This is a genomic window from Maribacter zhoushanensis (genome assembly GCF_029350975.1).
GTDB lineage: Bacteria > Bacteroidota > Bacteroidia > Flavobacteriales > Flavobacteriaceae > Maribacter > Maribacter zhoushanensis.
This window is the reverse complement of the sequence record NZ_JARKMR010000002.1, coordinates 311469-337789: the sequence shown is the minus strand read 5'-3', so window position 1 is coordinate 337789 and position 26321 is coordinate 311469. Positions and strand designations below refer to the sequence as shown.

Sequence of the window (26321 nt, the reverse complement as noted above, 5' to 3'; positions counted from 1 at the left end):
GCATACCATTTAATTATTAACGTGAAGAATTAGAAGGTCTCTGGAATGTAGAGTTGAATAAATTATTGTTGAGCTGATAATGGACTAGCGTAACAATCCTAATTATTAATGACTTAGAAAGTAAAAAGTATTATTAAGGGTATTCGCTTCAATTACTAATTACATCACATAAATGTATGTACTTACAGCGTTTAAACCCCTTCTTTGTAGTTCGATTCAAAAATTCGGTATTTGAAAAGTCCAACAACTACTGCGCCACCAATACTATTACCTAGTAAAGCTAAAAACAAGAACCACCAGTAATCTAGCATGCTAATATCTTTAGAATGTAAAAACGCGCCGAACACTTCTATGTTACCCACTATGCTATGGTGAAACCCGCCAAAACCAATAACGCCGGTTATCATGATAATCAGTGCAACACGGGTAAGGGAATTCATGGTACTGTTCAGCAACCAGGTAAGTAGCCCCATTAACCATCCGGCAACAATGGCACTCGTTAATAGTATCCATGAACTCTCTTTTATAACGTGAGAACCAATATCTATCATTGTCTCCGCTGTAAAAAGATTAAGATGGGGAGCCAATAACCCAATAAAAGCGGCAAAAATATTACCTCCAATGATATTCCCTAAAATTACCACGCCCCAAACGCGAAACAATTCCCATATACTTCTTTGCCCATTCAGCATTGGTAAAGCCAGTACAGAGGTTTGCTCTGTAAACAAGGCAGATTTCCCAAGGATAACCAATATAAAGCCTACAGGATATACTACTGCAAAAAGCTTGAATGTCATATTGGCATCTACGGTACCATTTAATAGATAGTATAATGCACAGATAAGAAAATAACTAAACCCAATTTCCAAACCGGCAATTACCGCACTTAAAAACATAGCTTTATTTTTTATCTTGAAAATTTCTTCTCCTTCATGAATAACCCTACTAAGAATAACACTGTACTCGTTGTCCCCCTTAATCTCTTCAGATTTTTTCTCTAGTTCTTTCTGATGGTCTTGTTGTTCTTTTTTTTCGGTTTCCATAATAGGATGGTTCGTTTAAACTGCTTGGTTGTAATTCATATATTGCTATATAATTGATAGGTTTAGGTCTTGTACTTTTTTAAAAATAAACAATAGTCCTAGTTCTAATTACTCCAAACAAATATTTAGATAGCTCAAAAAGAAACAAGACACAACAAAATTATTTTTATGGTTTTGTGTGATAAAAAGAAGTATTGATATACTAATAGCATAAACAAACATCTATAACATAATGAAAACAGTAACTAAAAAATTTAACCTTCAGAAAATCCTTATCAAATTTTATACCTGTGAGATACGTACTTTTAAGCGAATATTAGGACTAAAATAACAGCGTTAAATTAGTATTGGTTCATCCAGCATTGAAACCGTTTCACTTGATATAAGGGCGTAATTATGTTACCTTTATACTGGTGCTAGTTTTTAAAAGCACACCAATAAACAGCTAGGAAATTTAGCTGGTTAAATCAATAAAACGTGCATACAAGCTTTTCATATGAAGCACATCCCATTTAAAATGTTGCTAAAGAAATCATATTTCTATATCGTTTTTATCTTTTTGGGTTGTACATCTACCAAAACAAACAATCAGCACACAAACAGTTCTAGTACCGAACCTACTATCATACAAACACAAAACGGACCTGTTAAAGCAAAGCCTGTAATTCAAAATTTGGGTTTAGATGATCATTCATACATCAGTCTAACACCAAGCCAAACAGAATCAACAATCCATCATAAAGATTCGCTTCTACAAGATTATAATAATACTCAAATAAGTAGTAGTTCAGAGGAGGTCAAGTTTAATAGCGATAGTCCCGTAGCGGATAGAATTGTTCAAAATTATCTGAATAGCGAAATTAAAGAGCCTGGCGGACATTGCCTTACCGTAAGTAAAACTCGGTTTGAAAAGGCGTTCAAAGAAGTGCACGGTCATTTGCCTTATCAAGATTTTCCCGATAGCATGGCTACGGCTACATATACTTCTAAACAGGTATTTAACTTGCTTTATGTGACTGCTTCTAAACCAGATAAAAGCTGGCAAAGCCTTCCCGAACAATATAGGGGCAAAGGTAATGCGGGTGCTATTACCTACGCCGGTATGGGAACTTTGGTTGATTCTACCGGTATTTGGGGCGGAAAATTAAAACCGGGTGCCCTTATGCAAGTCTGGCGGTATAAAGAAGATTATATAGAGGTGGTACAGGGTGCCGATGTTAAAAAACTAGATCCATACGGACATTCGTTTATTTTCATAAACTATGTACGTGATGACAAAGGTGTAATTACCGGACTCCGGATTGCGGATCAGGGTTTTCAGAGTTACAGACCACTAGTGCCTAGAGATTATGATGTCTGGTGGGCAGTGAACCTAAGCGTTTAGCCAACGCATAAAAAGCATCATAAAACTTTAACTTTTTATATGTAATTTACTCAGTACTAATACGTTCTAATCATAGTATCTTATCCCTAAATCTATTGTAACCTATGTTTCTTTTTTCGATACTTCTTTCTTTAGGCTTTTCTAATGATATATCACCTAAAACAAATAGGGTGATGCATCATAGCACTGCTGCTGTAAGAACTTCACCTGTATCGAAATCAATTGGTTTTAAGAAAGAAAAAACACTCGTGCTCAACATAACATCAGATTCTATCGCTGATTCTTATGCCAGTACTAAAGAAGATTCCCATCAACTTCGGTTGCGTTTAAAAGAAGATTTAAGGGCAGGTACTATTTCTATAGATTATATTAAAACAGCTTTTGCAAATCAACTGGTAGATAAAATTATACCGCACTGGTATGGTACTCCGTGGAGTTTTGGCGGACATACCGCTACGCCTAATGAAGGTAAAATTGCATGTGGTTATTTTATATCAACTACGCTGCGAGATATGGGAATTAATATCAACCGGTATAAATTGGCTCAAAAATCGCCCATAGACGAAGCTAAAATGATCAGTTGTGGCTCGGTAATTACCCAAGTGGAGCAAGAAACCCATGAAAAAGCATTTGAAGAAATAGATACATTAACCCAAGAGGGACTTTATTTTATAGGTTTTGATGAGGGACATGTGGGCTATCTTTTAAAACGTGAGGGCGAACTTTTCTTAATACACTCCAACTATCTTAACCCGGTGTCTGTTTGTATGGAAACTCTTAAAGAATCACGCGTTTTTAATCGGTTTACTAAATTTCATCTCGTTGCCATTTCTCATAATGATGCCTTGTTACAACGCTGGTTAGACAATGGTACTGTTATGTAATTTTGCATGACTGTATCTAACTTCCTTTATCATAAACATATACCATAGCGCTTTAAAGCGCTATTTTTTTTATTCGAAAGTATGTCGTTGTTCTGCTGTTGAAGATGCTTGCAGTAATTGGTGAAATGTCTTTATACTATCAAAATTGCTGGTGATTTCTTCTGATACCGCTATACCAGATACACCTGCTTCTAATAACCCTTTCACATCTGCCGTGGTAATGCCACCAAAAGCAATAATTGGGGTTTCAGATTGTAAAGCTTCTACTAATAACATGTACCCATTTAAACCTAAAACCGGACTCGAATCTTTTTCATTAGTACTCGCTTTAAAAGGACCTAAATTGATATAATCAACTTCCTTGGTCAATAGTGTTTCTGCCTCTTGCAAGGTGTTTGCCGTACCACCAATCATTTGCCAAGTGTATAGCAGTTTTCGTACCTCGGTAGGGGAGGTAGCTGTTTTATCTAATACAACACCATCTGCTTTAATGGTATGTGCAATCTTAAACTGATTCTCAATGATTAACCGGGTCTGAAAATGAGAAGTGATTTCCCTAGCTTCTTCGGCTATTTTTAAAAACTTTTTATCTGATACATTTTCTAAACCTAACTGCACTAATTCTATACCCGAAGTACACGCTTTTTGTATATTTTCCAAAACCTCTTTTGGTGAGTTTCCTTTTGGTATGTAATGTAGTTTAGGGATAATCATGTCCATATTTTTTGATGTAAATGTTGTAGTATTTAAGTTGGCAAAGTTACGGATGTATAGTGGTAAATGATACTGTATAGATAATAAGTCGAGCAGATAGGGGAGTGAAACAATATTTTACTGATAAATATTTCATAGACTACGAAAAACCGTAATAAATAACCGTGATAATTTAATACATTTAAAAAGTAAAGTTTAAAATCAAAAACGAAGAAGAGAGCTTAAGCTAATAAATTTTATTAGAGACAAAACAATGGGCCAGGAAACTTATCATAATTACTCTTAATACATAAAGTATACCAAGAGATTGAAATGATTAATCATTTGCTTATCTAATTATTTTTTATACTTTTATCATAGAGAAGTTTTAGTAGTATTGTATTGCAGGCTTATTTTTCATCATAAGGAAGAAATTGGAAAAATAAGTTTACTTCTTACAGAGAGTCTCTGTATACCTTAATTAGTTAATAGCTAATTGGTATGCAGAGACTTTTTTTTGCTTAAAAAACTAAATAGAAAACAAAGATTATGACAACAGTTATTCATTTAAAAGAAATTAAAGCCTTGTTAGAGCACACAGATGTTGTCACTGCTATGGAAGAAGGGTTCGTTCAATATAGCAACGGAAATACTGTGGTGCCTCCGGTGGGCGAATTATTATTCGAAGACCCAAAAGGGGATGCTCATATTAAGTATGGCTACATTAAAAACGAGGCGTATTATGTCATTAAAATTGCTTCTGGTTTTTATGATAATGCTAGACTGGGAATCCCTTCTAGTCAAGGCTTAATGCTGCTATTCGACCAGAAGACAGGAGTTCCAAAAGCGGTGTTGCTAGACGAAGGCTACTTAACAGATATCCGTACAGCTGCTGCTGGTGCTTTAGCGGCAAAGTACTTCGCCCCGAAAGAGATAAAAGCTATCGGAATTGTGGGTACAGGAATTCAAGCCAAATTACAATTGCAATACCTTCAAAAACATACACCGTGTAAAACTGTATGGGTTTGGGGACGCTCCAAAGAAAAGGCTGCAAAGTTCGCCAATGAACTAGGTACTGATTTTGATGTTCATATTGCTGACAGCACTACAGAACTTGCAAAACATTGCAACCTGATTGTAACTACAACACCGTCAGAACAGGCTTTACTTAAAGCATCGGACATTCAAAAAGGAACGCATATTACTGCCGTAGGTTCAGATACAGAACACAAACAAGAATTAGAGAGTGAGTTGCTTAAAAAGGCTGACATCGTTATAGCTGACAGTATTCCGCAAAGTAAAAGTAGGGGTGAAATCTATAGGGCTACGAAAGATGGTGAAATTACAGCAGACGATATTGTTGAATTGGGTACTGCGATCCAAGATAAAAAATTACAACGTACCAATGACGACCAGATTACCATTGTCGATTTAACAGGCGTTGCAGTACAAGATATTATGATAACCGAGGCGGTCTATACTGCATATTTAAAAAATAAATTATGATTCAATTTGTGAGTAACAAAGGAGGAGGGAAGCCAGTTGATTTTGAAACTGCCATCTTAGATGGTTTTGCTTCAGATGGCGGATTGTATGTTCCTGATACCTTACCGAACATCACCAAAGAACAACTAAGTGCTTGGAAAGGATTGTCTTATGTGGAACTCGCTTTTGAGATTCTTTCGCTTTTTATTGATCGCTCCATTGTTTCGGAAAGTGAATTAAAAAACATTCTTGAAACTGCATATGCACCTTTTGAGAAGAAAGAGACCATTCCGTTTTACCCCTTAAAAACAAGAAAGGACACGTACATTATGGAATTGTTTCATGGTCCAACAATATCGTTTAAAGACGTGGGACTCGCTTTTTTGGTGAATCTGGTGAACTTCTTTCTAGAAAGAAAAAATGAGCACCTAACGCTTGTTGTTGCCACCACAGGAGATACTGGTCCGGCAACCGCATATTTCACAGCAGGGAAATCGAACTTAGATGCTTGGGTGTTATACCCAAAAGGTTTAATTACGGAAGAACAAGAGCGCCAAATGACCACCTTGCAAAATGCAAATGTGCATCCGGTTGGGGTGTCTAATTGCCCAGATGGTGCAGATGATTTAGATATTGTAATTGCTAAATTATATGCGGACAAACGTTTTAAAGACAAACTGAAATTATCTAGTGTAAACTCCATTAACTGGGGACGTGTTATGATGCAAACCGTGCATTATTTCTATGGCTACCTACAGGTCGTGGATACGATTGGAGAACAAGTAAATATGTCCGTCCCATCTGGTGCTTTCGGCAATTTATGTGCAGGAGGTATCGCACGAGAAATGGGATTACCCATCAAATATTTTGTTGTTGCCAATAATACAAATGCTTGTTTACATCGTGTTTTTTCAGAAGGTCGTTTTTCAAAGGAGGAAATAATAGAAACGCCTTCATCTGCCATAGATATTTTAGTGCCTTCTAATTTTTGGAGGTTCTTGTATTTCAGAAATGAAAAAAACACCGAGAACATTAAAAAATGGGTAGATCTGTTTAACGCCACAGGCTCCGTTACTTTTGATAAGCAGACTTTTGAAAGCTATTCTAAAGGATTTAAATCTTACAGTGCAACGGACAAACAAACCTTAGATATCATCAATGAGCTGTATACTAATGAGGACTATTTATTAGATCCACATGGTGCGGTAGCATTAGTAGCGGCAGATAGTCTAAAAACGGAACTAGGTGATGAGAAATTAATCTGTTTTGCTACGGCGCATCCATCAAAATTTCCAGAAATAATTAAGAATGCATTACACACAAGCGTATTGCCAAAAGCCGCTACGCATAGTAGTGTAGAAACTGCAAAGCAACTTTGTGAGAAGGTGTATTTGTGTGATTACGCGCATGTAGAAGATGCACTTATGCATGCCATGGAAACGAATTGGGACTTAACGAAAGGAAAGTAATATGACACATACTAAAGTTATTACCGAAGTAGATATGGAAAGTATTTTGGTTCCTTATGGTATTAAAATGATGTCCAGCAAAATGTTAAGTGGTGGGTCGGCAAACACAAACTATTTGATACGTACAGAAGACAATGCTTTTGTATTGACCATCTGTGATGAAAAGTCTATTGAAGAAACGGAGAAACTAGCTTCTTTATTGGAGTATTTACAACAGCACAAATTTTCTACTTCTAGGCTGATACAAACCACAACCGGAGCATTAACTACTACCTGGAATTCGAAACCAGTAATGCTTAAAGGATTTATTGAAGGTGATATTGCCAAAGATATATCAGAAGACTTGTTACTATATTTAGGCAAGGAACTAGCACAATTACACCAAATAAAAGCACCTGATTTTATCCCAAGAGAAATCGCATTTGGACTACAACATTTTGATGAAGTAAAAAGCTACGCTCCAGATTCCTCATTATACAAATGGCTAAAAGCTACGCAACACTATATTGAGAATCATATCAACACCGATTTGCCAAAAGCTTTGATCCATAGTGATATTTTTAATAGTAATATCATTGTCGATCAAGAAAGGAAACAAGCGACTATCATGGACTTTGAAGAAGCGTGCTATTATTATCGCGTATTCGATATTGGTATGATGATTATTGGTACTTGCAGCAATAAAACCACCATCAATTTAGATAAAGTAGCTAATTTATTGAAAGGATATCGGCAAGAAATTCAACTTCTAGAAATAGAGAAAAAAGCACTGAAAGCATTTACGGTTTACGCAGCAACGGCAACCGCATATTGGAGATATCAGAATTATAATCACGTTAACTTCAATCCTGAAATGAAAGATCATTATCTAGAGATGAAACTTTTGTCGGACTATGTTATGAACTTACCAGAGAATGCTTTTTTTGAAAACTAAAAAAAGGAGGGAAGGCGAGGTGTTTGGAATAGAATTTTATACAAAAACGCTAAAAAATATAAATGAGTTACAGTAATTTTGTAGTTCATATAATTACAGCATATTGCTAGAAAAAAGAAATCAATTACCCCAAGAGCAATTTATAGATGAAGAAAACTTCATTTATTGTTTAGAAGGCGTTCAAGATATAGAAACGAATAAGGTTACCGAAGCACAGGAAAGCTTGGAGCAACTGGCCATGAAATACGGTATTGCCAGTATCTACAAAACATGCGACACCATTGAAGGATTGGAAGACAGCTTAAACGCCCTGGTTTTAGATGATCACAATTTTAAGGACTATGAAATTATCTATTTAGTGATGCATGGTGAAGCCAATAGTATTTGCTTAAACGATTACTATTATACCTTACAGGAAATTGCAGAGCTATTTGAAGGACGATTGAAAGGAAAGATTTTACACTTCTCCAACGCAAAAATTCTAGATTTAGACGAGGAGGAATCACAATACTTTTTAGATATCACTGGCGCAAAAGCTGTGTCTGGTTATGGCAATGCATTTAACGGAGTAAGTAGCGCTAACCTTGACAAGGCTTTCTTTAACTTATTTAAAGAAGATGATGATATGTTTGAAGTGGTAGAAGAGCTACACCAAAGACATTACAATGTCTGCAAACTACTAGATTTTAGATTGTATTATTAAATCTACTCTCAACACATTTATCAAAATAGAACTACAATTTTTATAGCAGCTGCTTTCTTAAAAATTGGTCATCATACCTTCTTTTAAAAGGAAGTATATGTTGTTTATCTCTATAGCTTTTGGTTTCTATAATACTATTGAAACCACAACCAGTGAAAATTTTAGTAGCGTTCTCTAATACCTCGTCTTCAATACGAGTACCTTTACTACTGCTGGTATTTTCTCGGATAAGGTGTGTTGGAATTTCTGAAAATGAACAGATATAAATGTGTTCATCTGTACGATATAACAAAGCTTGTTTGTACAATAATAAAACCTCTTCTAAGGGCGAAGAATGCATGACCAAAAAATAAGGTTTTTCAAGCGCTAGCTCGTTCAAAATTTCTCTTGGTTTTATTTGTAAAGAAAACGAAATTACCTTCTTATACCTGTAATTGATTAAGGTAATTCCGTTTTCTAATGTGTATATAATATCATAATCCGGACACGTATATTTTTCAAAGTAGGCTTTGTTTAAAATGCGCCCCAGTAATACGGTCTTTACGAAATGAAGATCAGAAAAGCTCTTTTCAAGTTCGCCATAAAACCCTGCAGGAAACACATCAACAACTAACGTATTGATCTTATGTTCCTTTATACAGTTTAGCAGAAACCGGTTGAAATGAACTTGGTCCTTAAAAAATGCATCTTCTTTGTATAACGTTTTTATGTTTTTAGGTACCTGGTCATGAAAAACAGAGTTCGTTACTAACACGCAATCCTCTAAGGGAATTTCTTGAGTGTATATAAAATTAAGGACCCTATTTATATGCCCAAAACCAGCACCATAAACATAAAATAAATACACTATATCTTATTTAATAATTCGGCTATAATGAACATTTTATGCTCATTAGGTATCTCGTCTATTGCCAAAATAGCATACACATAACTTTGTTGGTTAGAAGAAAGTTTAAAAGCTTCGGTATCATTTACCTTAACACTATTTCCTTCAATATTAACCCTATACAGCTCTTCTTCATTACGTTTTACCTTAATTTTATCATCATAAGGTCTTACTTCAAAAGCATTTTCATTCTCTTCATTATCAGATATTTTTACTTTGTCTGGGTATATTTTAATCTTCCATAACAAATCAGAATCGGCATCTCTTAATTTGAAGCTTTCTTCTTTGAACTTTATTTCATACTTCATTTGTCCGTTTGCATAGAACTTATGCTTATCTGGCTTACTTTTAAACGTATAGGTGGTATTGTTAGCAACGATTTTTATAGGCGAAAGATCAAAACCACCAATTAATGCTCCGTCAGCGTTTGCAATGGTAACATCTAAACTATTTGTAGTTGCACTTGCTTCAGTAGCCGTTTCTGCTGGGCTAGAGGTATTCTTATTCTCTGTTTTACAACTTGCTAGTAGCAGTACCGTCAGTACAAAAAGGATGTTTATTTTTCTCATGGTTTTAAAATATTTAGGTAATTCGTTATTTCTATTTCTTCGGTATAATTCGTTTTAATTTTCTGATACAGTGCCTCACTCATAGCTTCCTTTTCAGCAGGTGTCATTTTATGTACTTGCAACAAAATGTCCAATAGTTCATTAGACTGTATTGGGTTATATAAAAATCCATCGGCTTTATTACTAATTACATCTTTTATACCTCCAACATTCGCGCCGATTACTATGTTTTTTGTTGCTGCCGCTTCTAAAAGTACATTGGGCATGCCGTCATAATATGAAGGTATGGCAACTATACCAACTGCATTATAAAAAGTTATCAGTTCATTCTGGTTGGCAAAATCATAAAACTCTACATTGACATCTAAATTTAAAATGTATGTTTTGGTTTCATCGTTAACATCACCAATTAAACACAGTACAAAGTCATTCTTATGCGGAAATTTTGCAAAGGTTTCTACAAAGTTTACAACCCCTTTTTTGGCTTTTAATTGCCCTACAAAGGCAATCGGTATTTTAGAATTGAACGCCTTTTTAATAGCGTCAATACGTTTAAGATGACTTTTCGCCGGTTTCCATAATGCTGTATTAATTCCATTTTGGGTAAAATAGGTATTGTTATGCGAAACCAACTTATCTATTTTTTCTCTCTTCTCGCTCGTTACCGTAAATACATATCTAGAGTTTTCTAATGCATATAATAATTGATTTCGCTTCTTTGAAAAGATACCTTCATCAAAATCATTCCCCCTAATAAACGTGATTAGCGGTTTCTGTATCCATTTAGATAAAATGGGTCCAATATTAAGTGGCAGGTTACCACCGAATACACCAACATGTGTCAATGTATCTAAACAGGGGAGTTGCTGTATAAATTCAGATGCCAACGATAATGTAAACTCTTCCGAACTTTCTATAGGTACAGCAGCGTAGGTTCCCTTTACAACGGTATCTACTTTAAACTTTTTCTTTCTATTCGTAAAATGAACGACATGTACCTCAACGCCATTTTTTTTAAAATTACGTACCAAGCGATCGCAAGAAACCGCCATTCCCCCTTTATTGGGTGAGTAATTTTGAGTGATTAATAGAATCTTCATTAACTATCAAAATAAGATCCATCATCAGAATCATCATGCAAGAAAACCGTAGAACTACTATCAAATAAACTACCATAATCATCTGCCATAAATACCATGTATGGATATTCTTCATGGAATCTATTAATCATTTTCCTTCTCCAAACAGACCTATCTTTAGAATAGAGCTCTATATCATTGGTCAATCGTGCATCGAATTCTACAAAGCAACTAAGACATAATATGGCGTTCTTTTTTTTATAAACCTGAGGTTCACTATTTTGATTTACAATTTTATTGGCTTTAAACGCATGTACGTTACATACGTTCTTCTTGCATTTCTCGCAAACTACGGTGGGCTTGTTTTCGCAATTCCGAACTACAAATAGTCCGGTAAATTCTTCGCAACGTATTGTATTATCTTCCATAAGACTAAGCGCTAGGTGTTACACAACTGTAGCAGGTGTTGATCAGGTTAATAACTTCTAAAGAGAAATAATCTACCGCAAATGAAGAAATGCTACTTTCTTCATACGGATTGTATTGATCCGGATTTTCTTTTTTTACATCGAATTTTCGGTAAACCTTAAATACGTAGTACTCATCATCTTCTGCAAAGCTTATTTGAGATCTATCTATCGTTGCGTTTAATTGGTATTTGCGTTTCGGTATTTTCATTTTAATGGCAAAAGGGTAGGAAGCCCTATATTTGTACTTTGTTTTCCGTTTACCAGAACTACCTCTTTTTTTAATAATACGTTCTCTTGTTCTTTCGCTGAATTGAAAGAAGATTAGCGATTCATCATCAAAAAAACAGGAGCCCTTACTAATGACCCGCTCATAATTTTTTTCTATTCCAGATATAAAACCTCTAGATTCACTGGTATAAGATTCATTTTTAATAAGATTTTCTTCTGTTATCGTATCTTTTACATTCGCCTCCAACGCTATTTTTGAATTTAACTGCAAATCCTCTTCGATCAAGGTAAATAAGGCAGAGAAGTAATCTGCAAAAAAGTCAAAACCGTCTGTAAAATTCTTTTTAAACTTTCTGTTCGTTATGTAGGTCATGATACCCGCAACGATTAACCCAGGGCATGCGAGCATACCTATTACTGCAAATACCGCACCTAAAGTCTCAGATATAAAGTTCAATGGAATTGCTATAAAATTACATAAGAAAACACCAAGAAGAATAAACCAAATTTTCTTTATTGTCTTACTCTTTTGTTCTCTGGCTATTTCTCGTTGCAATACACAGGCCCTGAAAAAACGAATCCATTTTATAGGGGTCTTTTTAGAACTAAAACCACGGTGTAAGTGCGCTCTTTCTATAGGGGCTCCTATATATTGTTCTTTATTTAATACATTGCCTTGTCTATCCATATTAGAGCGTTAAATCTTGGTATATGTTTTTCAATTTCTCTTTTTGAGCATCCCACAGAAAATTGCTTTTCACCTTGTCAAAAGCATTCGAGATATAGGTTTCCTTTCGTTCTGGTTCATCTAGTACAAAACGAATACAACGTGCTAGATCTTGCTCTCTATCGGGTTCAAAAAGTAAAGCTTCTTGTTCTGTAACCAACTCGGTAACTACGGGTAGTTCACTTGCGATGACCATAGTCTCACAAGCCATGCTTTCTAGTATCTTAAGCGGACAGCAACCTTGTGTAATATTTCTATCACATGCCTTTAAAGGTGCTATAGAGGCTTCTGCGTAATGTATGTAGTTGTATAAATCTTTCTTGGATAATCTCGACTTTAGAATAATACGATCTTCTAAGCCTAATTTCTCTACTAGTTTTTTATATGGTTTAAATGCCTTTTCTTTTACGGCTAAACAAATGACCAATTTTAAATCTTCAAAATCCTCTAAGTACGTCATTGCTTTAAGCAATACATCTACACCTTGCCATGGTTGTATAGCTCCAAAATAGATAATGTACTGTTCAGGTGCGTCTATTGGTCTTTCGTAAGATTCTGGTATATGCGCCCCGTTCGGTATCACTTTGATCTTCGCTGCATCAATAGCATATTCTTCTTCTAAATAGTTTTTTGTTACTTCTGACGGAGTAATGATTACGGTCGCTTTTTCTAAACATTTTGACTCTAGTGCTCTTAGCTTCTCTAGAAAAGCGGGTGTTAAATTAGGGTATCTATAAGGTAGTTCTATGGATGTTAAAGCATTTACCTCAAAGATGGTTTTTATACTAGGTTCGGCAGTTAATCCCATACCGCTCCAAACATCTCTAAAATGCCCTATTTGAATAGACTCTTTATTTTTTTGGATATCAATGAATAGTTGCTGAGAGAAAAGAGATGCTTTTTCTAAATAATTCATCTCTTCTTCGTTGTAGTAACGCTTTACAACAATATTACCTTCCGTCTGTACAGCAGGGTAGGTGCTATTACCTCGTAAGCAGAATAATTGCAATTCATCGCATTGCTTTGATGATACGTTAATCATCTCCCTTATATGCGTAGATGCTCCTTTTGCGCTAGGGAACACATCATATGTAGCGTATACATTTCTTGTCATCGACAATTAGAAAGAAATTTTAACCGGTTCTTTCTCTATAGAATTTTCAATTTCAAAAAACTCACCTTTACTGAAATTGAACATGTTGGCAAAAATATTGGAAGGAAAGCTTTCAATAGCAATATTGTTTTCTTTTACCGTACCGTTATAATATCTACGTGTCATTTCTATATCGTCTTCCAAAGAGCTTAACTCGTTCTGTAACTCACTGAAGTTTCTATTCGCTTTTAAATCAGGATAATTCTCGGCAACTGCAAAAAGATTGACCATCGAATTTTTCAAGGCACTTTCTGCTTTTCCCTGTTCATCAACAGATGAAGCATTTTGGGCTAGATTTCGTGCTTTCGTAATATTTTCAAAGGTTTCTTTCTCGTGAGTTGCGTACCCCTTTACGGTCTCTACCAATCCAGGAATTAAATCGTAACGCTTTTTTAAGAATACATCAATACTGCTCCAGCCTTCTTCCATTTCCGTTTTCTTTCTTACTAAGCCGTTATATACAGAAACAGCATATAAAAACAGGATTACTACAATGGCAATGATTACAATAGATACAAGCATAAGAATAGTTTTATGCTAAAATAACAGAATTAGTCGAGTTATATTATATTAATTGGAATCATCTTCCTACAAACTAATGCCTATTCGATAAAGGGTTTTATTAAATGCCTAACATTAATCTTAGATGCATTACTTATATTTTTAATCGCCATTTTCTGTAAGCAAATACAGTAAAGGCAGACTCATGACTATATAACTAACAACGCTATTTATGAAAACGATTTTCTCTTTGGTCATAGGCTTAAGCAGCTTATGTATGTTCGCACAAAAAACAATAGACTTTCCTTCTAAAGATGGTTTGCAGATTACCGCAGATTATTATGAAACCAAGGGAAGCGAAACCTTTATACTTCTTTTTCATCAAGCAGGGTGGAGCCGTGGAGAATACAAAGAAATAGCACCTAAATTAAATGCCTTGGGTTATAGTTGCCTAGCAATAGACCAACGTTCTGGCGGAGCAGTGAATTCAGTTACCAACCAGACCAACCAAAGAGCGACAGAAGCAGGGAAAGAGACCAAATACCTAGATGCTTTTCAAGATATTGAAGCAACCGTAGCTTATGTAAAAAAGACATACAACCCAAAGAAAGTAATTATATGGGGTAGTTCTTACTCTTCTTCTTTGGTACTTAAATATGCTGGAGACTATCCTAACAATATTGATGCTGCCATGGCTTTTTCTCCAGGAGAATATTTTGGCAAAGACGATTTTATAAAAAATAGCGCCGCAAACATTAAAGTACCCACATTTATTACTTCTGCACAAAACGAGCAAGATAATTGGGCTGCCATAAACGGTGCCATACCTACCAAAACAAAAGTAACTTATGTACCGGCAACCAAAGGAAATCATGGTTCACGTGCCTTATGGAAAAAGTTTGATGATAACGATGGTTATTGGAAAGCTGTAAAGAACTTTTTAAAGCAGATCTAATTAGACCCTCAACACATCATGAGACAGCCAACCATCTATTTTTATATACTATGTGCTTTACTCTTATCCATAACCGGATGTAAGGAGGCGGATAAAAAAAAACACGCAGATAAAAAAGTAAAAAACGAAGTGTTAGTCTTAGGAACTATTCACGGCGGACACCTTACGGATAGTGTTTATACTACTGACTATCTAAAAAAATTGATTAAGAACATTGATCCTGATTTTATATTGACGGAGATTCCTCCAAATCGGTTTAAAGCTGCCTATGACGGGTTTAAAAGAGACGATAGTATTTCTGAGCCACGTACCATGCGTTTTCCTGAATATGTACATGTTGTTTTTCCACTATCAAAAACCATGGATTTTGAAATTATCCCTACTGCTGGTTGGACAAAGATTATGGCTGATGAACGAGGGGAGAAATTAAGGGCTATACGGAAAGACACTTCTAGAACAGCAGATTGGCAGGCATACGTTACAGCAAATAAGCGTACGGATTCGCTTTACAAGGCTAGTGGCAAGGTCAACGATCCTTATTTTATCCATACCAATGTATATGATAGTATTCAAGATATAGGCTTACAAACCTATAATGAGCTATTTAATGAAGAACTAGGTCTTGGTGGTTGGGAAAATATAAATATTGCACATTACTGGAATATTGAAAAGGCTCTTGAAAAACACCGCTATCAAGGTAAACGAATTCTAATTACTTATGGCGCAGGTCATAAAGGATGGTTTTTAAAAGAATTGCGTAAGCGCGATGATATTGAGCTCTTAGAAATGCATCCATTTTTAGATGCTATACAATAATAGCTTTCTAGGTTAGTCTAACTTATTACCCGTGCAATTTGTAAATGGGAGGGAAGCGCTACGCATAACAACCCATATTTATACCAAAAACGCTAAAAAGAATAAAACAGTTGCTGTAATTTTGTCTTTTATATACCCCAAATACATACAAAAGCTTGTTAGATAAAAGAAGACAATTGCCCCAAGAACAATTAACAGATGAAGACCATTTCATATACTGTTTAGAAGGGGTGGATGACATAGAAAATGAATTGCTGACCGAAGCGCAAGAAAGTCTAGAACAATTAGCTATGAAATATGGTATTGCTAGTATCTACAAAACATGCGACACCATTGAAGGTCTTGAAGATAGCTTAAACGCACTAGTTTTAGATGATCATAATTTTAAGGATTATGAAATTATCTACCTGGTCATGCACGGCGAAGCCAATAGTATCTGCCTAAACGATTACTATTATACGCTACAAGAAATTGCCGAAATATTTGAAGGGCGATTAAAAGGGAAGATTCTGCATTTCTCCAACGCTAAAATTCTGGATCTCGATGAAGAAGAAGCACAGTATTTTTTAGATATTACCAACGCAAAAGCGGTTTCTGGCTACGGTAATGCTTTTAATGGCGTAAGTAGCGCAAACCTAGACAAGGCATTCTTTAACCTTTTTAAAGAAGATGATGATATGTTCGAGGTGGTTGAGGAGCTACACCAAAGACATTACAACGTCTGTAAAATGTTAGATTTTAGGTTGTACTATTAGAAATGGTATCAGTTACTGTTTAAAATTTTCAACTAAAGAACCGTATTACAAAACCTCCAAAAAATAAGGCAGAGCCATATTTGTATTTTTCTTGTTCCAAACTGCAAACAGTTCGGTTTCTTGTGGTACATTATCTAATTCAATAAATTTAATAGCAGTATTCTTCTCATCTCGCAATGAGTTCGGCACTATAGAAATACCTAATCCGCCTTCTACCAATTTAAATATCGTAGGGGCGTGAATAGAACGATGCGATATTTTAGGAGCAAAGCCATGATCACTACAAAGTGCTACAATTTGGTCATAGTACATTACACTGTCCTTGTTGGGTAACAATATGAAGGACTCTTCTGATAATTGAGATACATCTTTAAAATTAGCTTTAGAGATTGCATGATTTTTTGGCAAAACCAAAGCGAATTTCTCCTTGAATACGGACTTAATCTCCATGGTAGGAGAAACAACATTAGAGCGAATGAACCCAATATCTATTTGACCTGCTTCTAAGGCAGAAAGCTGGGCGGTGTTACTAAGATCGTTCAGGTAAAATTCAATGTTCGGGTGGCTTTCCGTAAATTTTTTAATAACAGATGGTAAGTACTGTTGCATAGCCGAACCTACAAATCCTATTTTCAGCAATCCTTGTTTACCAGAAATTGCAGATTTCCAACGCTCCATTGACACTGCTGCCTGATTCTGTATCAGCATAGCCTCTTGTTTAAATATAATTCCTTCGGGACTTAAGCTCACCTTTCTATTGGTGCGTATAAATAGCTTCTCTCCCAAAATAAATTCTAAACGCTGTATCTGTTGGCTTAAAGCAGATTGTGATATGTACAGTTTTTCTGCCGCCTCGCGGTAGTGTAAGGTATCTGCCAATACCAAAAAATAATGAAGGTGTCTAAATTCTAATTGATTAGTCATACTTATCAATAAACATACAATGTTAATTGTTTATTGTTAAAATAGATAAGAACTTTGAATAATAATTACAGCTAATTAATCTTACCATCTATTCTAAATACCTGCGTGCTATGAATTTTGAACAAAATACTGCTTTAGATAAAGTGTTGACAGCTTTGTTTCTTCCCTATAAAAAAAGCGTGACCGATGTAGAAAAAATTACCAATGCAATGATCGGTGCCAATATGATCGCTAACGAAAATGAGATTGTCAATGATCATATAGCGTTTCGTACACTTGGTGTTCCCAATTTGGGAATCGCTTCTTTTGAAAAGATATTTTTACACTACGGATATACTAAAATGGATTCCTATCATTTTGCAGCTAAAAAACTAGATGCCTACTGGTATGCACCACCAAGCCCAGAATATCCAAGAATTTTTATTAGCGAGTTAAGAGTTCAAGACCTTTCTAGCCAAGCGCAACGTATCATTTCTGAATATACCAATCCCATCAATACAGACCCCATAGATAACATTGATTTAGATAATACCAAGGCTGTAGGTGATTTTTTCTATAAGCCGTTATGGAAGTTACCATCGCTAGCCGATTTTCAACAACTATCAGAAGAAAGTGAATATGCAGCTTGGGTAATTTACAACCGCTATTATTTAAACCATTACACCATTAGCGTTCATGACTTGCCTTCTCCATATAATTCTCTAGAGGTTTTCAATGAGTTTTTAGAAGAATTGGGAATTGTGCTAAATTCCTCTGGCGGAATCATAAAAACCAGTAAGGACGGTTTGTTACGCCAAAGTAGTTCAGTAGCTGAAATGGTAGATGCCACCTTTGCCCATAACGAAAACATGAAAATTTCAGGTAGTTATGTAGAATTTGCAGAGCGCTCCGTACTACCAGAATTTGAGTCTTTAGATAAAAATGAAATTCAAAGAGAGCATAGGCGAGAAGGTTTTGAAGCTGCTAATGCAGATAAAATCTTTGAAAGCACTTATTTAGAGCAAACTTTGAAGAAGTGATAATTTTTACTATTGATAGCGCCAGTTTGTTGAATTAGCTCAATATTCGCAATAACTTACCGCTATTTTATATAACGACAAATTATGATTCATTTTTTTAATTATAATGTTCCGCGTTATGTAACTTGAGCTTTGGTTAAAAGCGAAAGTTTCTACAAATCTTCATTGATTTTTTTCTTTCTAAAAACTTTCTTCTCAAAAGGTAATGGAGCACTTATTAACTGACCGACGTTAGGAGGGAGGGCAATGTGTGCGGAATGGAAATAATAGCAATACTTGTTCTATTCGACTTAAGAATTATAATTAAACATGTATTTTAGAGCTTTATCCTACAATTTTATCTAATTCTTTACATGGAGTCAAAATTTTCCTATTTATATACACCATCTCAGTCGTTTATTGAGCCACCAATTGATAAAAAAATTTCAGTTTTACCCATCGAAAATCTTGAATGGGAAGACTTTGAGAAATTATGTTTAAGAATGCTTGAAATTGATTTTTCTGTAGATAACTGTGAAATTTATGGTGTAAAAGGTCAGAGTCAACAAGGAATAGATATTTATGCCAAAAAAGAAAATGGAAAATATTCTTCCTCACAATGCAAAAGATATAAGACTCTAACAAAATCGACTATAGATAAGGCCGTAAATCTGTTCAAAAAAAACGAGTGGTATAAAAAAAGTGATGAGTTCATCTTCTGCACCACATTTGAGATGAATAAAACTCAGTTACAAACAAAATTTAATGAGTTAAGAGATGAATTGAAAAAAGAAGGGATTAAGCTAAAGAAATGGGATAAAATCCAAATTTGTAGGTTATTAAAAAAACAACCAGAAATTGTTTATGATTTTTTTGGTAGTGAATGGGTGAAACTCTTTAATGGAATTGAAAAACTTGAGTTAATAACCCGTAAACGTCGTTTGGATTCGAACGGCTGTGCTAAACTTAGAAATGAACTCTTCGAATTTTATTCTGTGATATTCAATTTTCATGACTCTGGAATAGGTGTCCAAGAATTGAAATCTGACTTATATTCTCTGCAAGAAAGGTTTATTATGCCTGACGCATATGAGTACTCTAACTCGGAAAACTACCAGGAAATATTAGAGGATGATTCTAATGAAATTTCAAAAGATTTCAAGGAATCCCTTAATACACTATTGCCAGAAATTTATGAAAACCAGAAGAACAACGCACTAATAGATTTAAATAGCAGGAAATCTTTTACCAAAGAAACATTAGTCCAAAGACGTGTTAATATTGATTCAGAATTAACTAAAAATCGTAAATCAATAGTTCTAGGTGACCCTGGGTCTGGAAAAAGCACATTACTGCGTAATATAACGTTAGACATTCTATCTTCTAAGCCAAGGTTTTTAATAACTGCCAAGAACTGGGGCAAACTTCTACCAATATGGATGCCATTTGCCTTCATAACAAAAAACTTGAAGGAAGATAACAATCTAAGTCTCTCAGATTTGCTAAGAATATGGTTCAAGTCCCATGAGAACGAAGCTTTCATTGATTTAATCAATGAGGCTTTAAATGATGAAAGGCTTATTCTTTTAATTGATGGTATTGATGAATTGGCAGATTTATCTTCAGCTCAACACGCAATTTCAAAAATTGAAATACAATCCGAATTAACTAATTCTAAACTAATTTATTCAAGTCGACCTTATGGCTATAAACTTTTAATAGATTCTTTTCCAAAAATTGCTGAAATACATTTACTACCGTTTTCTGATATTCAGCAGCGCAAATTCATATACTACTGGTTTGAAAAGTGGGTAACTACCATTGTTAAGAGAGGTGCTGATTATTCGGAGAAAATGACTTCCGATTTCATTAATGATTTGAATCGGAATGCCGAGTTGAAAAAGTTAGCTGAAACCCCTTTGCTACTAAGTATTATAATTACCCAAAGACTTAGAGATGCAATATTGCCTAATAATAAAACGAAAGCGCTTGAAAAAATTACAGATTATTTAATTACAATTCATCCAAAAAAACGAAAAACCTCTGCAGGTATCACGGAGATCAAAAGATATAATTTTGAGCTGATTGATGTTTTTGAAGAGTTAGCTATATATATCCAAAAGAACTTTAATGATGGAGTAATCGAAAAGGAAGATGCTAAAAATGTAATCCAAAAATATTTAGTTCAATTAATGGATTTCAAAGGGCCAGAAGCGAAAATGCACAGTTCAGAAATTTTTGATATTGGAGCAAATGATTACGGTATTATCATTGAAAAAAACTCAAATGAAATTGCTTTTACTCATAGACTCTTTCAGGAGTACTTGGCAGCAAGATATATGTATAATTCTGAAGATGAATATAAGGATATTTTATCCGTTTTCGGCGGTATACCATTATGGAATCAGGTTATTCAATTGTATTTTTCCATTATACCAAATAGTCGAACTAAGCAGTTCACAAATTCCATTGACCTTATTGGGAATAAAAATAACGACTATAATGAACTAATAAAATTACAGAAATATGATATCGCACTTTCCTATAATAATTCCCCAATTACTTTAGCAAAAAAATATTTTAATGATATACTGCCACTCTTTGAATTAGAAACGAATTACTCAAAGAAAAAATCTTATTGGGAAATCCTATTGAATGCTTTGAATAATGCTAAACTTAAAAGTCTAGTAAAAGAATATCTATTTCAATATTTTCCAAACTATTACAAGTTTCAGGACTATCGAATTTCATCTATGCGCAGAATAGATAAAGGTGACATAACGAAATCACAATCGAAATTCTTAATTCATTCATTAATCAATGGCAACATTCATCAAAAGGTTGACGCTTCAAATACTATTCAATTATTCATTGAAGATGACTGGTTATACTCAGAAGTGAAGAAGCTATTAGACAAGACTAACAACCCTGCAATATTTCCTTTTCTAATAAATTGTTTCATTACCAAAAATGTTGTCAAAAAGCATAAACTTGAAGTCCTTCAAAGAGCGAAGAACTTGGAACATCCAGATATATTATTTTTTAAAATTAAGCTCAAAGTCCACTTAAGAACACATAGTAAAGAAGATTTTAAAAATTTAATAAAAATACAAAGAGATATTGGATGGGAATTTAGGGAAGATACTCTTAACATTCTAATAGATGGTTGGCCAAAGGATGAAGATTTATTTAAATTATGTCTGGAATCTGTAAAAAAACATCGTGGTCACAGGGGAGGAGGAATCGAAAAAGAAACAGCATGGAAAGTTCTTTTTCATGAATTTAACAATGAGGATTTAGTAATCGAAAGAATCATTTCAGAAATAGAAACGGAAGAGTACCCGTTTATTGGATTTCATAGCTATGATGTTTGGTCATACATTTCAAACTATTTCAGAGATAATAAGAAATTAATACCCGTGGTAGACCAATGGATTTTAAAACAACAATATAGAGAACCAGAAGTATGTTTTGCTTCCCAAGTTGGCAGAACTGATGAAATTAAGGAGCATTTACTAAAACACTTAAGTGATGCACACTTTTCTCATTGGATAACACAGGCTTTGTTGGTCGGATGGGAAGGCGATTCCCAAGTTATCAAAGTACTAAAAGAATATTTTGTAGGAGATAAAATAGGGCGAAAAGCTTCCTTTCACTACTTACATCCCGTATTTGAAAATGATAAAAAAACAGGCATTGAAATTGCCGAAGATACGATTTTTGATAGGTCATCCGATTATAGAGATAGGGCAATTGATGGGTTAATCAAATTAGATAGAGATTATTTTAAAGACAATATTTTGGAAAGATTTATTGTGGATGAATTGTCATTAATACCAGAAGATAATTTTTGGCATACCTCTCAAAGTATTGCACTCTCATTAATTAACAATTTCAAAGATGAAGAAGTCGTTAAAAAAATGGCATTTGGTTATTTTCTGAAAAATCCAAATAATCATTATTTATTGATTCAATCTTATCCGAAAGAAACGAAGACTATAGATAAACTTTTGAAAGTTTCAGCACCATTGAGCACTCAACTAAGAGCAGATTTAGTTGAAAAATTTGAGGAACAAAGTATTGTTGACGAGGATATTATAAAAAAATTATCTGAATTTGATAATGATTGTGATAATGCCATTATGCTATCTGCAGCAATAAACTATTTTAAACAATTGCAAAATACTGATCCATCAAGAATAATTGATGTTTGTAAGAAAAAGATTTTTTATCGAGGTCACGATTATGAAGAACAAAGACAGGTTGCATTTTGTGGCTACCTAATGACAAAACAACTTAAACTATACTTTTCTCAAAAAGATGGAAAAGAAAAAAAGCCTAATCCTCAGATAAGCTTTAGTCATGGGAGAAATGAAATTAGTGATTCATTGGCTGAATTGCTTATAGAAAATTTCGAATACTTATATGAAGAAATAAACGGTGATTTTAATCAACTTGCTAGATATAGCTCTGAAGACAGTCAGGCCCATTGGGGTTTTTGGGGAAGATATTCCACTGTCGCTTCTCCTTCATATAAATATATCATGGATTACGTTAAGGAGAATCAATCTTCTATAAATAATGGCGATTTATTGAAGTTTTTGGACAGAGTAGCACCAAATAGTTTGTTGTTAAAAAATATATGTTTGCGATTGACTAAAGAAAACAGTGTTTTGGGCGGGCAATTATTAGGTAAAAACTTTTATGATGATGATAATGTTTATAGTGAATTGATTAAGATTGACAGGTTCTTTAACAACGAAGCTAAAATTGTAGCATTAAGCATTGGTTGGCCGAAGGCTCCTATTCTAAAAGAAGTATTTAATGAGATTAAGGATAGATATCTTGGATTAGATATGGACAATTATGCATTTTACCATCTTAAGTTTTTATTTAATAATGCAAGTAGATTAATGTTATTTTTTGAAGAGATTTTTCGTGATATAGTTAGGAGTAAACACCTGCACAAATTTTTTATAAATCAACTTAAATCAAGATTAGAAAAGGATAACAATTTGCAATTAAAAATTAAAAAGGACTTAATGAAAACAGATTCTATTAATGCAAAAATTTCTTTTTATTCAATCTTAACGTATTTGAATATTGTCGATGAGGAAGTATTATCATGGCGAGAAGCACAAAAAGAAATGAAAACAACTAATGAATATGGTTACAACGTAATAACAAATGAGATAGACTTGTTTTCTGAAATATTAAATCCTTTATCGTATATAGTTTAAAAGTTGTTAGGCCTAAGAGAATTTTGGCTAAAACAATAGGTGAGGGGAGCGGCCATATTTTAGGGGTCTGGTTACCATTTTTCTTGACAATTGAAAAGATGCTTTTACCTTAAAGCAGTCTTAAGAGTTACAATGGATCCTAAAATATAGCGACTGAGCCGTACATTGTTTCTAAATTCCGATAGCTATCGGAACTGTCAGCCTTGATTTTTTTGTTTCGCCGCCGCATCATCTCGCTCAAAGTATACTATGCCGTATCAAGAAAAAAAAAAGATAAAACATTACGATTACTGGTTACAATGTTGAAAGTCTATTTTACATAATACTAGGGACACCCAAAGAAAAGCTTTAAACAAAGACAAGGGGTACAATTGCTCATAAATTTTATTTTCGGAAGTTTTAGCTGTTACGGCAAGCTGCCGACAATGCTCTAGAAAAAAATATGACGTACATTTTATCGAATACGAGAATTTTGAGAGAATCTAAAAGGTCAGCTTTTTTTCCCTAATCTAGCGATGGCAAATTGTGTTTAAATTTAAAATAGATTATTTCTTTTATTTATGTTGTATGCTTATTAAGCATTTAGCGTTAATCGCTTATGCTGTAATAATGTAGAATAGTCTTCACATACGCTATTCTTAGGATATACATAAATGTTCTATAATTTATATTATGTAAAATAGAATGTTTAATAATCCATTTTCTCTATTTATATACCCATACAGTTCCTTTGATTACTATACCCTATTTCGGCATAAACTTATTATGATCCGATTTACCGAAATCTTTTTGCTTACCAGATTTCAGCTCGTCTAGTTTCGCTTTTTCTTGTGCAGCTTTTATCATTTCCGGAGAATCTTGTTCTTCGCTTGCCCAAAATTTCCACCAGGGTTTAGATTTCTTTACAGTATCCTGTTTCTGTTGTTTTGAAACTACCGGTTTTATTTTATCGCTCTTATTAGCAATAGTTTTCTTAGGTTGGTATTCTGTTTTAAATTTTTCCGGTGTCGATTGTTCAACTGTTTCAGGTTGCTTTGGCTTGGATGTCGCTGTTGGAGCTATTAAAATACCATCATGCAAAAACTTAAACTGTACTTTGCTAGATGCCAATGCCTGAGAAATGGTCTGCAACATCTCATTCTTCTCAATTTGCTCTATTATAGAATTGCATTTATCAATAAGCGCTTGATCTTTGGTAATTGCCCTACTTAAATTAAAAGTAATCTCGCCTCCAAATGACTTACGTTGCAAAATCATGAGCATTACTTGCTGAAACGATGTATTTATATCGGTAACCAGTTCCTCTATATGCTTACTTTTTAGAGCTATGCTATAATTCTGTGCCTTATCCTCAGAAATCACAAAATTATCCTCAGATTCGTTTTCAGGTAGTTTCTCTCCTCCCATGGCAACCACTTCCCCGTTTTGAACCAGAAATACTTTGTCTGAAATAGGATCCTGCTGAGGATTAATAAAATACTGCTTTACCATCACCGGCAACTTTAAACGCATATCCGAATTAGCATCAATCGCAATCAAAACACCTTTAAAAGGAATACCCACCATTAGCGTATCGCACTTTAAATCAGCCGCTACCTTGATCATAAACGCAGTATCTAAAATCTTTTCACTTGCATACTCATGCCCTTCGGCAAACAGTACATTTGTACCCTCTGCCTCTGTAATTTGATACGGCACATCTATAGCCTTTAAATTATCAAGCGCCTCTTTTTTAATAGCTGGAAACCTAGCGTACAAATCTGATTCATCCGAAGCACCTTCATATACCATGGCGTTGCCACTATCTTTACCATAAGCCACTACGGGAGCAATACTATCATTGAATAAAAACTCTTTAAACTGTAGTTTTTCGTCTTTACGGTAATCAGATGTTTTTAAGATCGGTAATAAGGTATTCATCAAAAATTCTATTAAAAGTTGCTGTACATATAAAACTTTTGAAAATATGTTTTAGTGTACCTACTACCCTATTTTAAACACCAAATCCTTACAATTTTTAAATCTTAACCGCTTAATACTTGTCTATTGTGCATAAAAAAACCGCTCATTACTGAGCGGTTTAAATAATATATAGGCTTAATTTTATCTGTTGAGTACATACTTTGCCACTTCTAGTTCTAGGGCGTAGCATTCTTCAATTTGGCGTTCTACATCATCCATACTTTCCATAATAGAAATATCGTTCATCTTTAATAATTCCAGTAAAGCATCTGTACTAGTTGCCGTACGGTTGATAGTAGTTTTTAAATTTTGTTTTTTCTCAAAGCCACTAGGTGTCTGTGGCTCATACAAATAAGATTCCATCTTCATTAATAATTGCTCTACCGATTTTCTTTTTCTTTCTAATTCGGTTAAAACAGCTACTTTTTGGGAACTTATCGATATTTTCATAAACCATTTATTT

23 protein-coding genes are annotated in these 26321 nt (G+C 34.3%); 11 read left to right on the top strand and 12 right to left on the bottom strand.

From position 1 onward, the window contains the following. Positions 1-191: 191 nt before the first annotated feature. The gene (locus tag PXD56_RS08100; RefSeq protein ID WP_276492831.1) at positions 192-1043 is read right to left on the bottom strand and encodes a formate/nitrite transporter family protein; all 852 of its coding nucleotides are present in this window, start codon (positions 1041-1043) and stop codon (positions 192-194) included. Between the two features lie 496 nt (positions 1044-1539). Here PXD56_RS08100 and PXD56_RS08095 point away from each other — a divergent pair, with 496 nt between their 5' ends. Together PXD56_RS08095 and PXD56_RS08090 are read left to right on the top strand one after the other, a co-directional pair. Continuing rightward, positions 1540-2427: a hypothetical protein gene (locus PXD56_RS08095; protein ID WP_276492830.1), complete on the top strand. Its 888-nt coding sequence runs from the start codon at positions 1540-1542 to the stop codon at positions 2425-2427. A 104-nt stretch (positions 2428-2531) separates the two neighbouring features. Then, positions 2532-3311 (top strand): hypothetical protein, encoded by a 780-nt coding sequence (locus tag PXD56_RS08090; protein ID WP_276492829.1) that lies wholly within the window; start codon positions 2532-2534, stop codon positions 3309-3311. 69 nt (positions 3312-3380) lie between these two features. Here the strand turns inward: PXD56_RS08090 and PXD56_RS08085 are convergent, their stop codons facing one another. After that, on the bottom strand, positions 3381-4025 hold the full coding sequence (locus PXD56_RS08085; RefSeq protein WP_276492828.1) for a thiamine phosphate synthase: 645 nt from the start codon (positions 4023-4025) through the stop codon (positions 3381-3383). Positions 4026-4553: 528 nt separating this feature from the next. Here PXD56_RS08085 and PXD56_RS08080 point away from each other — a divergent pair. The 4 genes from PXD56_RS08080 (at position 4554) to PXD56_RS08065 (ending at position 8595) form a co-directional block, all read left to right on the top strand. Further along, on the top strand, positions 4554-5510 hold the full coding sequence (locus PXD56_RS08080) for a Rossmann-fold NAD(P)-binding domain-containing protein (RefSeq protein WP_276492827.1): 957 nt from the start codon (positions 4554-4556) through the stop codon (positions 5508-5510). Continuing rightward, positions 5507-6958, top strand: a complete 1452-nt coding sequence (gene thrC, locus PXD56_RS08075; RefSeq protein ID WP_276492826.1) for a threonine synthase — start codon at positions 5507-5509, stop codon at positions 6956-6958. The genes PXD56_RS08080 and thrC overlap by 4 nt, the downstream gene beginning before the upstream one ends. A gap of 1 nt (position 6959) precedes the next feature. Next, complete coding sequence (locus tag PXD56_RS08070) at positions 6960-7892, top strand: phosphotransferase (RefSeq protein ID WP_276492825.1); 933 nt, start codon at positions 6960-6962, stop codon at positions 7890-7892. Positions 7893-7995: 103 nt separating this feature from the next. Next, positions 7996-8595, top strand: coding sequence for a DUF6642 family protein (locus PXD56_RS08065; protein ID WP_276492824.1), 600 nt, complete (start codon positions 7996-7998; stop codon positions 8593-8595). Positions 8596-8635: 40 nt separating this feature from the next. Here PXD56_RS08065 and PXD56_RS08060 read toward each other — a convergent pair whose 3' ends face one another. The 7 genes from PXD56_RS08060 to PXD56_RS08030 are packed head-to-tail and all read right to left on the bottom strand — an operon-like array spanning position 8636 to position 14229. After that, positions 8636-9442, bottom strand: coding sequence for a hypothetical protein (locus PXD56_RS08060; RefSeq protein WP_276492823.1), 807 nt, complete (start codon positions 9440-9442; stop codon positions 8636-8638). Beyond that, complete coding sequence (locus tag PXD56_RS08055; protein ID WP_276492822.1) at positions 9442-10050, bottom strand: hypothetical protein; 609 nt, start codon at positions 10048-10050, stop codon at positions 9442-9444. The genes PXD56_RS08060 and PXD56_RS08055 overlap by 1 nt, the downstream gene beginning before the upstream one ends. Further along, positions 10047-11150 carry a glycosyltransferase family 4 protein gene (locus PXD56_RS08050; protein WP_276492821.1) on the bottom strand — a complete coding sequence of 368 codons (1104 nt, stop codon included), beginning with the start codon at positions 11148-11150 and terminating at the stop codon, positions 10047-10049. Before PXD56_RS08050 ends, PXD56_RS08055 begins: the two co-directional genes overlap by 4 nt. Then, the gene (locus tag PXD56_RS08045; RefSeq protein WP_276492820.1) at positions 11150-11557 is read right to left on the bottom strand and encodes a hypothetical protein; all 408 of its coding nucleotides are present in this window, start codon (positions 11555-11557) and stop codon (positions 11150-11152) included. The genes PXD56_RS08050 and PXD56_RS08045 overlap by 1 nt, the downstream gene beginning before the upstream one ends. 4 nt (positions 11558-11561) lie before the next feature. Continuing rightward, complete coding sequence (locus PXD56_RS08040; protein WP_276492819.1) at positions 11562-12515, bottom strand: hypothetical protein; 954 nt, start codon at positions 12513-12515, stop codon at positions 11562-11564. Position 12516: 1 nt separating this feature from the next. Further along, on the bottom strand, positions 12517-13668 hold the full coding sequence (locus PXD56_RS08035) for a glycosyltransferase family 4 protein (RefSeq protein ID WP_276492818.1): 1152 nt from the start codon (positions 13666-13668) through the stop codon (positions 12517-12519). 6 nt (positions 13669-13674) lie between these two features. Next, positions 13675-14229, bottom strand: coding sequence for a LemA family protein (locus PXD56_RS08030; RefSeq protein ID WP_276492817.1), 555 nt, complete (start codon positions 14227-14229; stop codon positions 13675-13677). A gap of 211 nt (positions 14230-14440) precedes the next feature. Here PXD56_RS08030 and PXD56_RS08025 point away from each other — a divergent pair, with 211 nt between their 5' ends. The 3 genes from PXD56_RS08025 (at position 14441) to PXD56_RS08015 (ending at position 16734) form a co-directional block, all read left to right on the top strand. Further along, positions 14441-15163 carry an alpha/beta hydrolase gene (locus PXD56_RS08025; protein ID WP_276492816.1) on the top strand — a complete coding sequence of 241 codons (723 nt, stop codon included), beginning with the start codon at positions 14441-14443 and terminating at the stop codon, positions 15161-15163. Between the two features lie 18 nt (positions 15164-15181). Continuing rightward, positions 15182-15979: a hypothetical protein gene (locus PXD56_RS08020; RefSeq protein ID WP_276492815.1), complete on the top strand. Its 798-nt coding sequence runs from the start codon at positions 15182-15184 to the stop codon at positions 15977-15979. Positions 15980-16134: 155 nt separating this feature from the next. Continuing rightward, a complete protein-coding gene (locus tag PXD56_RS08015; RefSeq protein WP_276492814.1) occupies positions 16135-16734 on the top strand; it encodes a DUF6642 family protein in 600 nt (199 codons plus the stop codon). A 45-nt stretch (positions 16735-16779) separates the two neighbouring features. Here PXD56_RS08015 and PXD56_RS08010 read toward each other — a convergent pair whose 3' ends face one another. After that, on the bottom strand, positions 16780-17658 hold the full coding sequence (locus tag PXD56_RS08010) for a LysR family transcriptional regulator (protein WP_276492813.1): 879 nt from the start codon (positions 17656-17658) through the stop codon (positions 16780-16782). A gap of 110 nt (positions 17659-17768) precedes the next feature. Between PXD56_RS08010 and PXD56_RS08005 the strand changes: the two genes are divergently transcribed. Both PXD56_RS08005 and PXD56_RS08000 read left to right on the top strand, forming a co-directional pair. Beyond that, the gene (locus PXD56_RS08005) at positions 17769-18677 is read left to right on the top strand and encodes a DUF1338 domain-containing protein (RefSeq protein ID WP_276492812.1); all 909 of its coding nucleotides are present in this window, start codon (positions 17769-17771) and stop codon (positions 18675-18677) included. 353 nt (positions 18678-19030) lie between these two features. Then, on the top strand, positions 19031-23896 hold the full coding sequence (locus PXD56_RS08000) for an NACHT domain-containing protein (protein WP_276492811.1): 4866 nt from the start codon (positions 19031-19033) through the stop codon (positions 23894-23896). A 744-nt stretch (positions 23897-24640) separates the two neighbouring features. On the opposite strand, the gene PXD56_RS07995 is transcribed toward PXD56_RS08000, so the two are convergent. After that, positions 24641-25816, bottom strand: a complete 1176-nt coding sequence (locus PXD56_RS07995) for a DUF1444 family protein (RefSeq protein ID WP_276492810.1) — start codon at positions 25814-25816, stop codon at positions 24641-24643. 183 nt (positions 25817-25999) lie between these two features. Further along, entirely contained in the window at positions 26000-26308 is a 309-nt protein-coding gene (locus PXD56_RS07990; protein WP_276472413.1) for a hypothetical protein, read from the bottom strand. Positions 26309-26321: the final 13 nt, after the last annotated feature.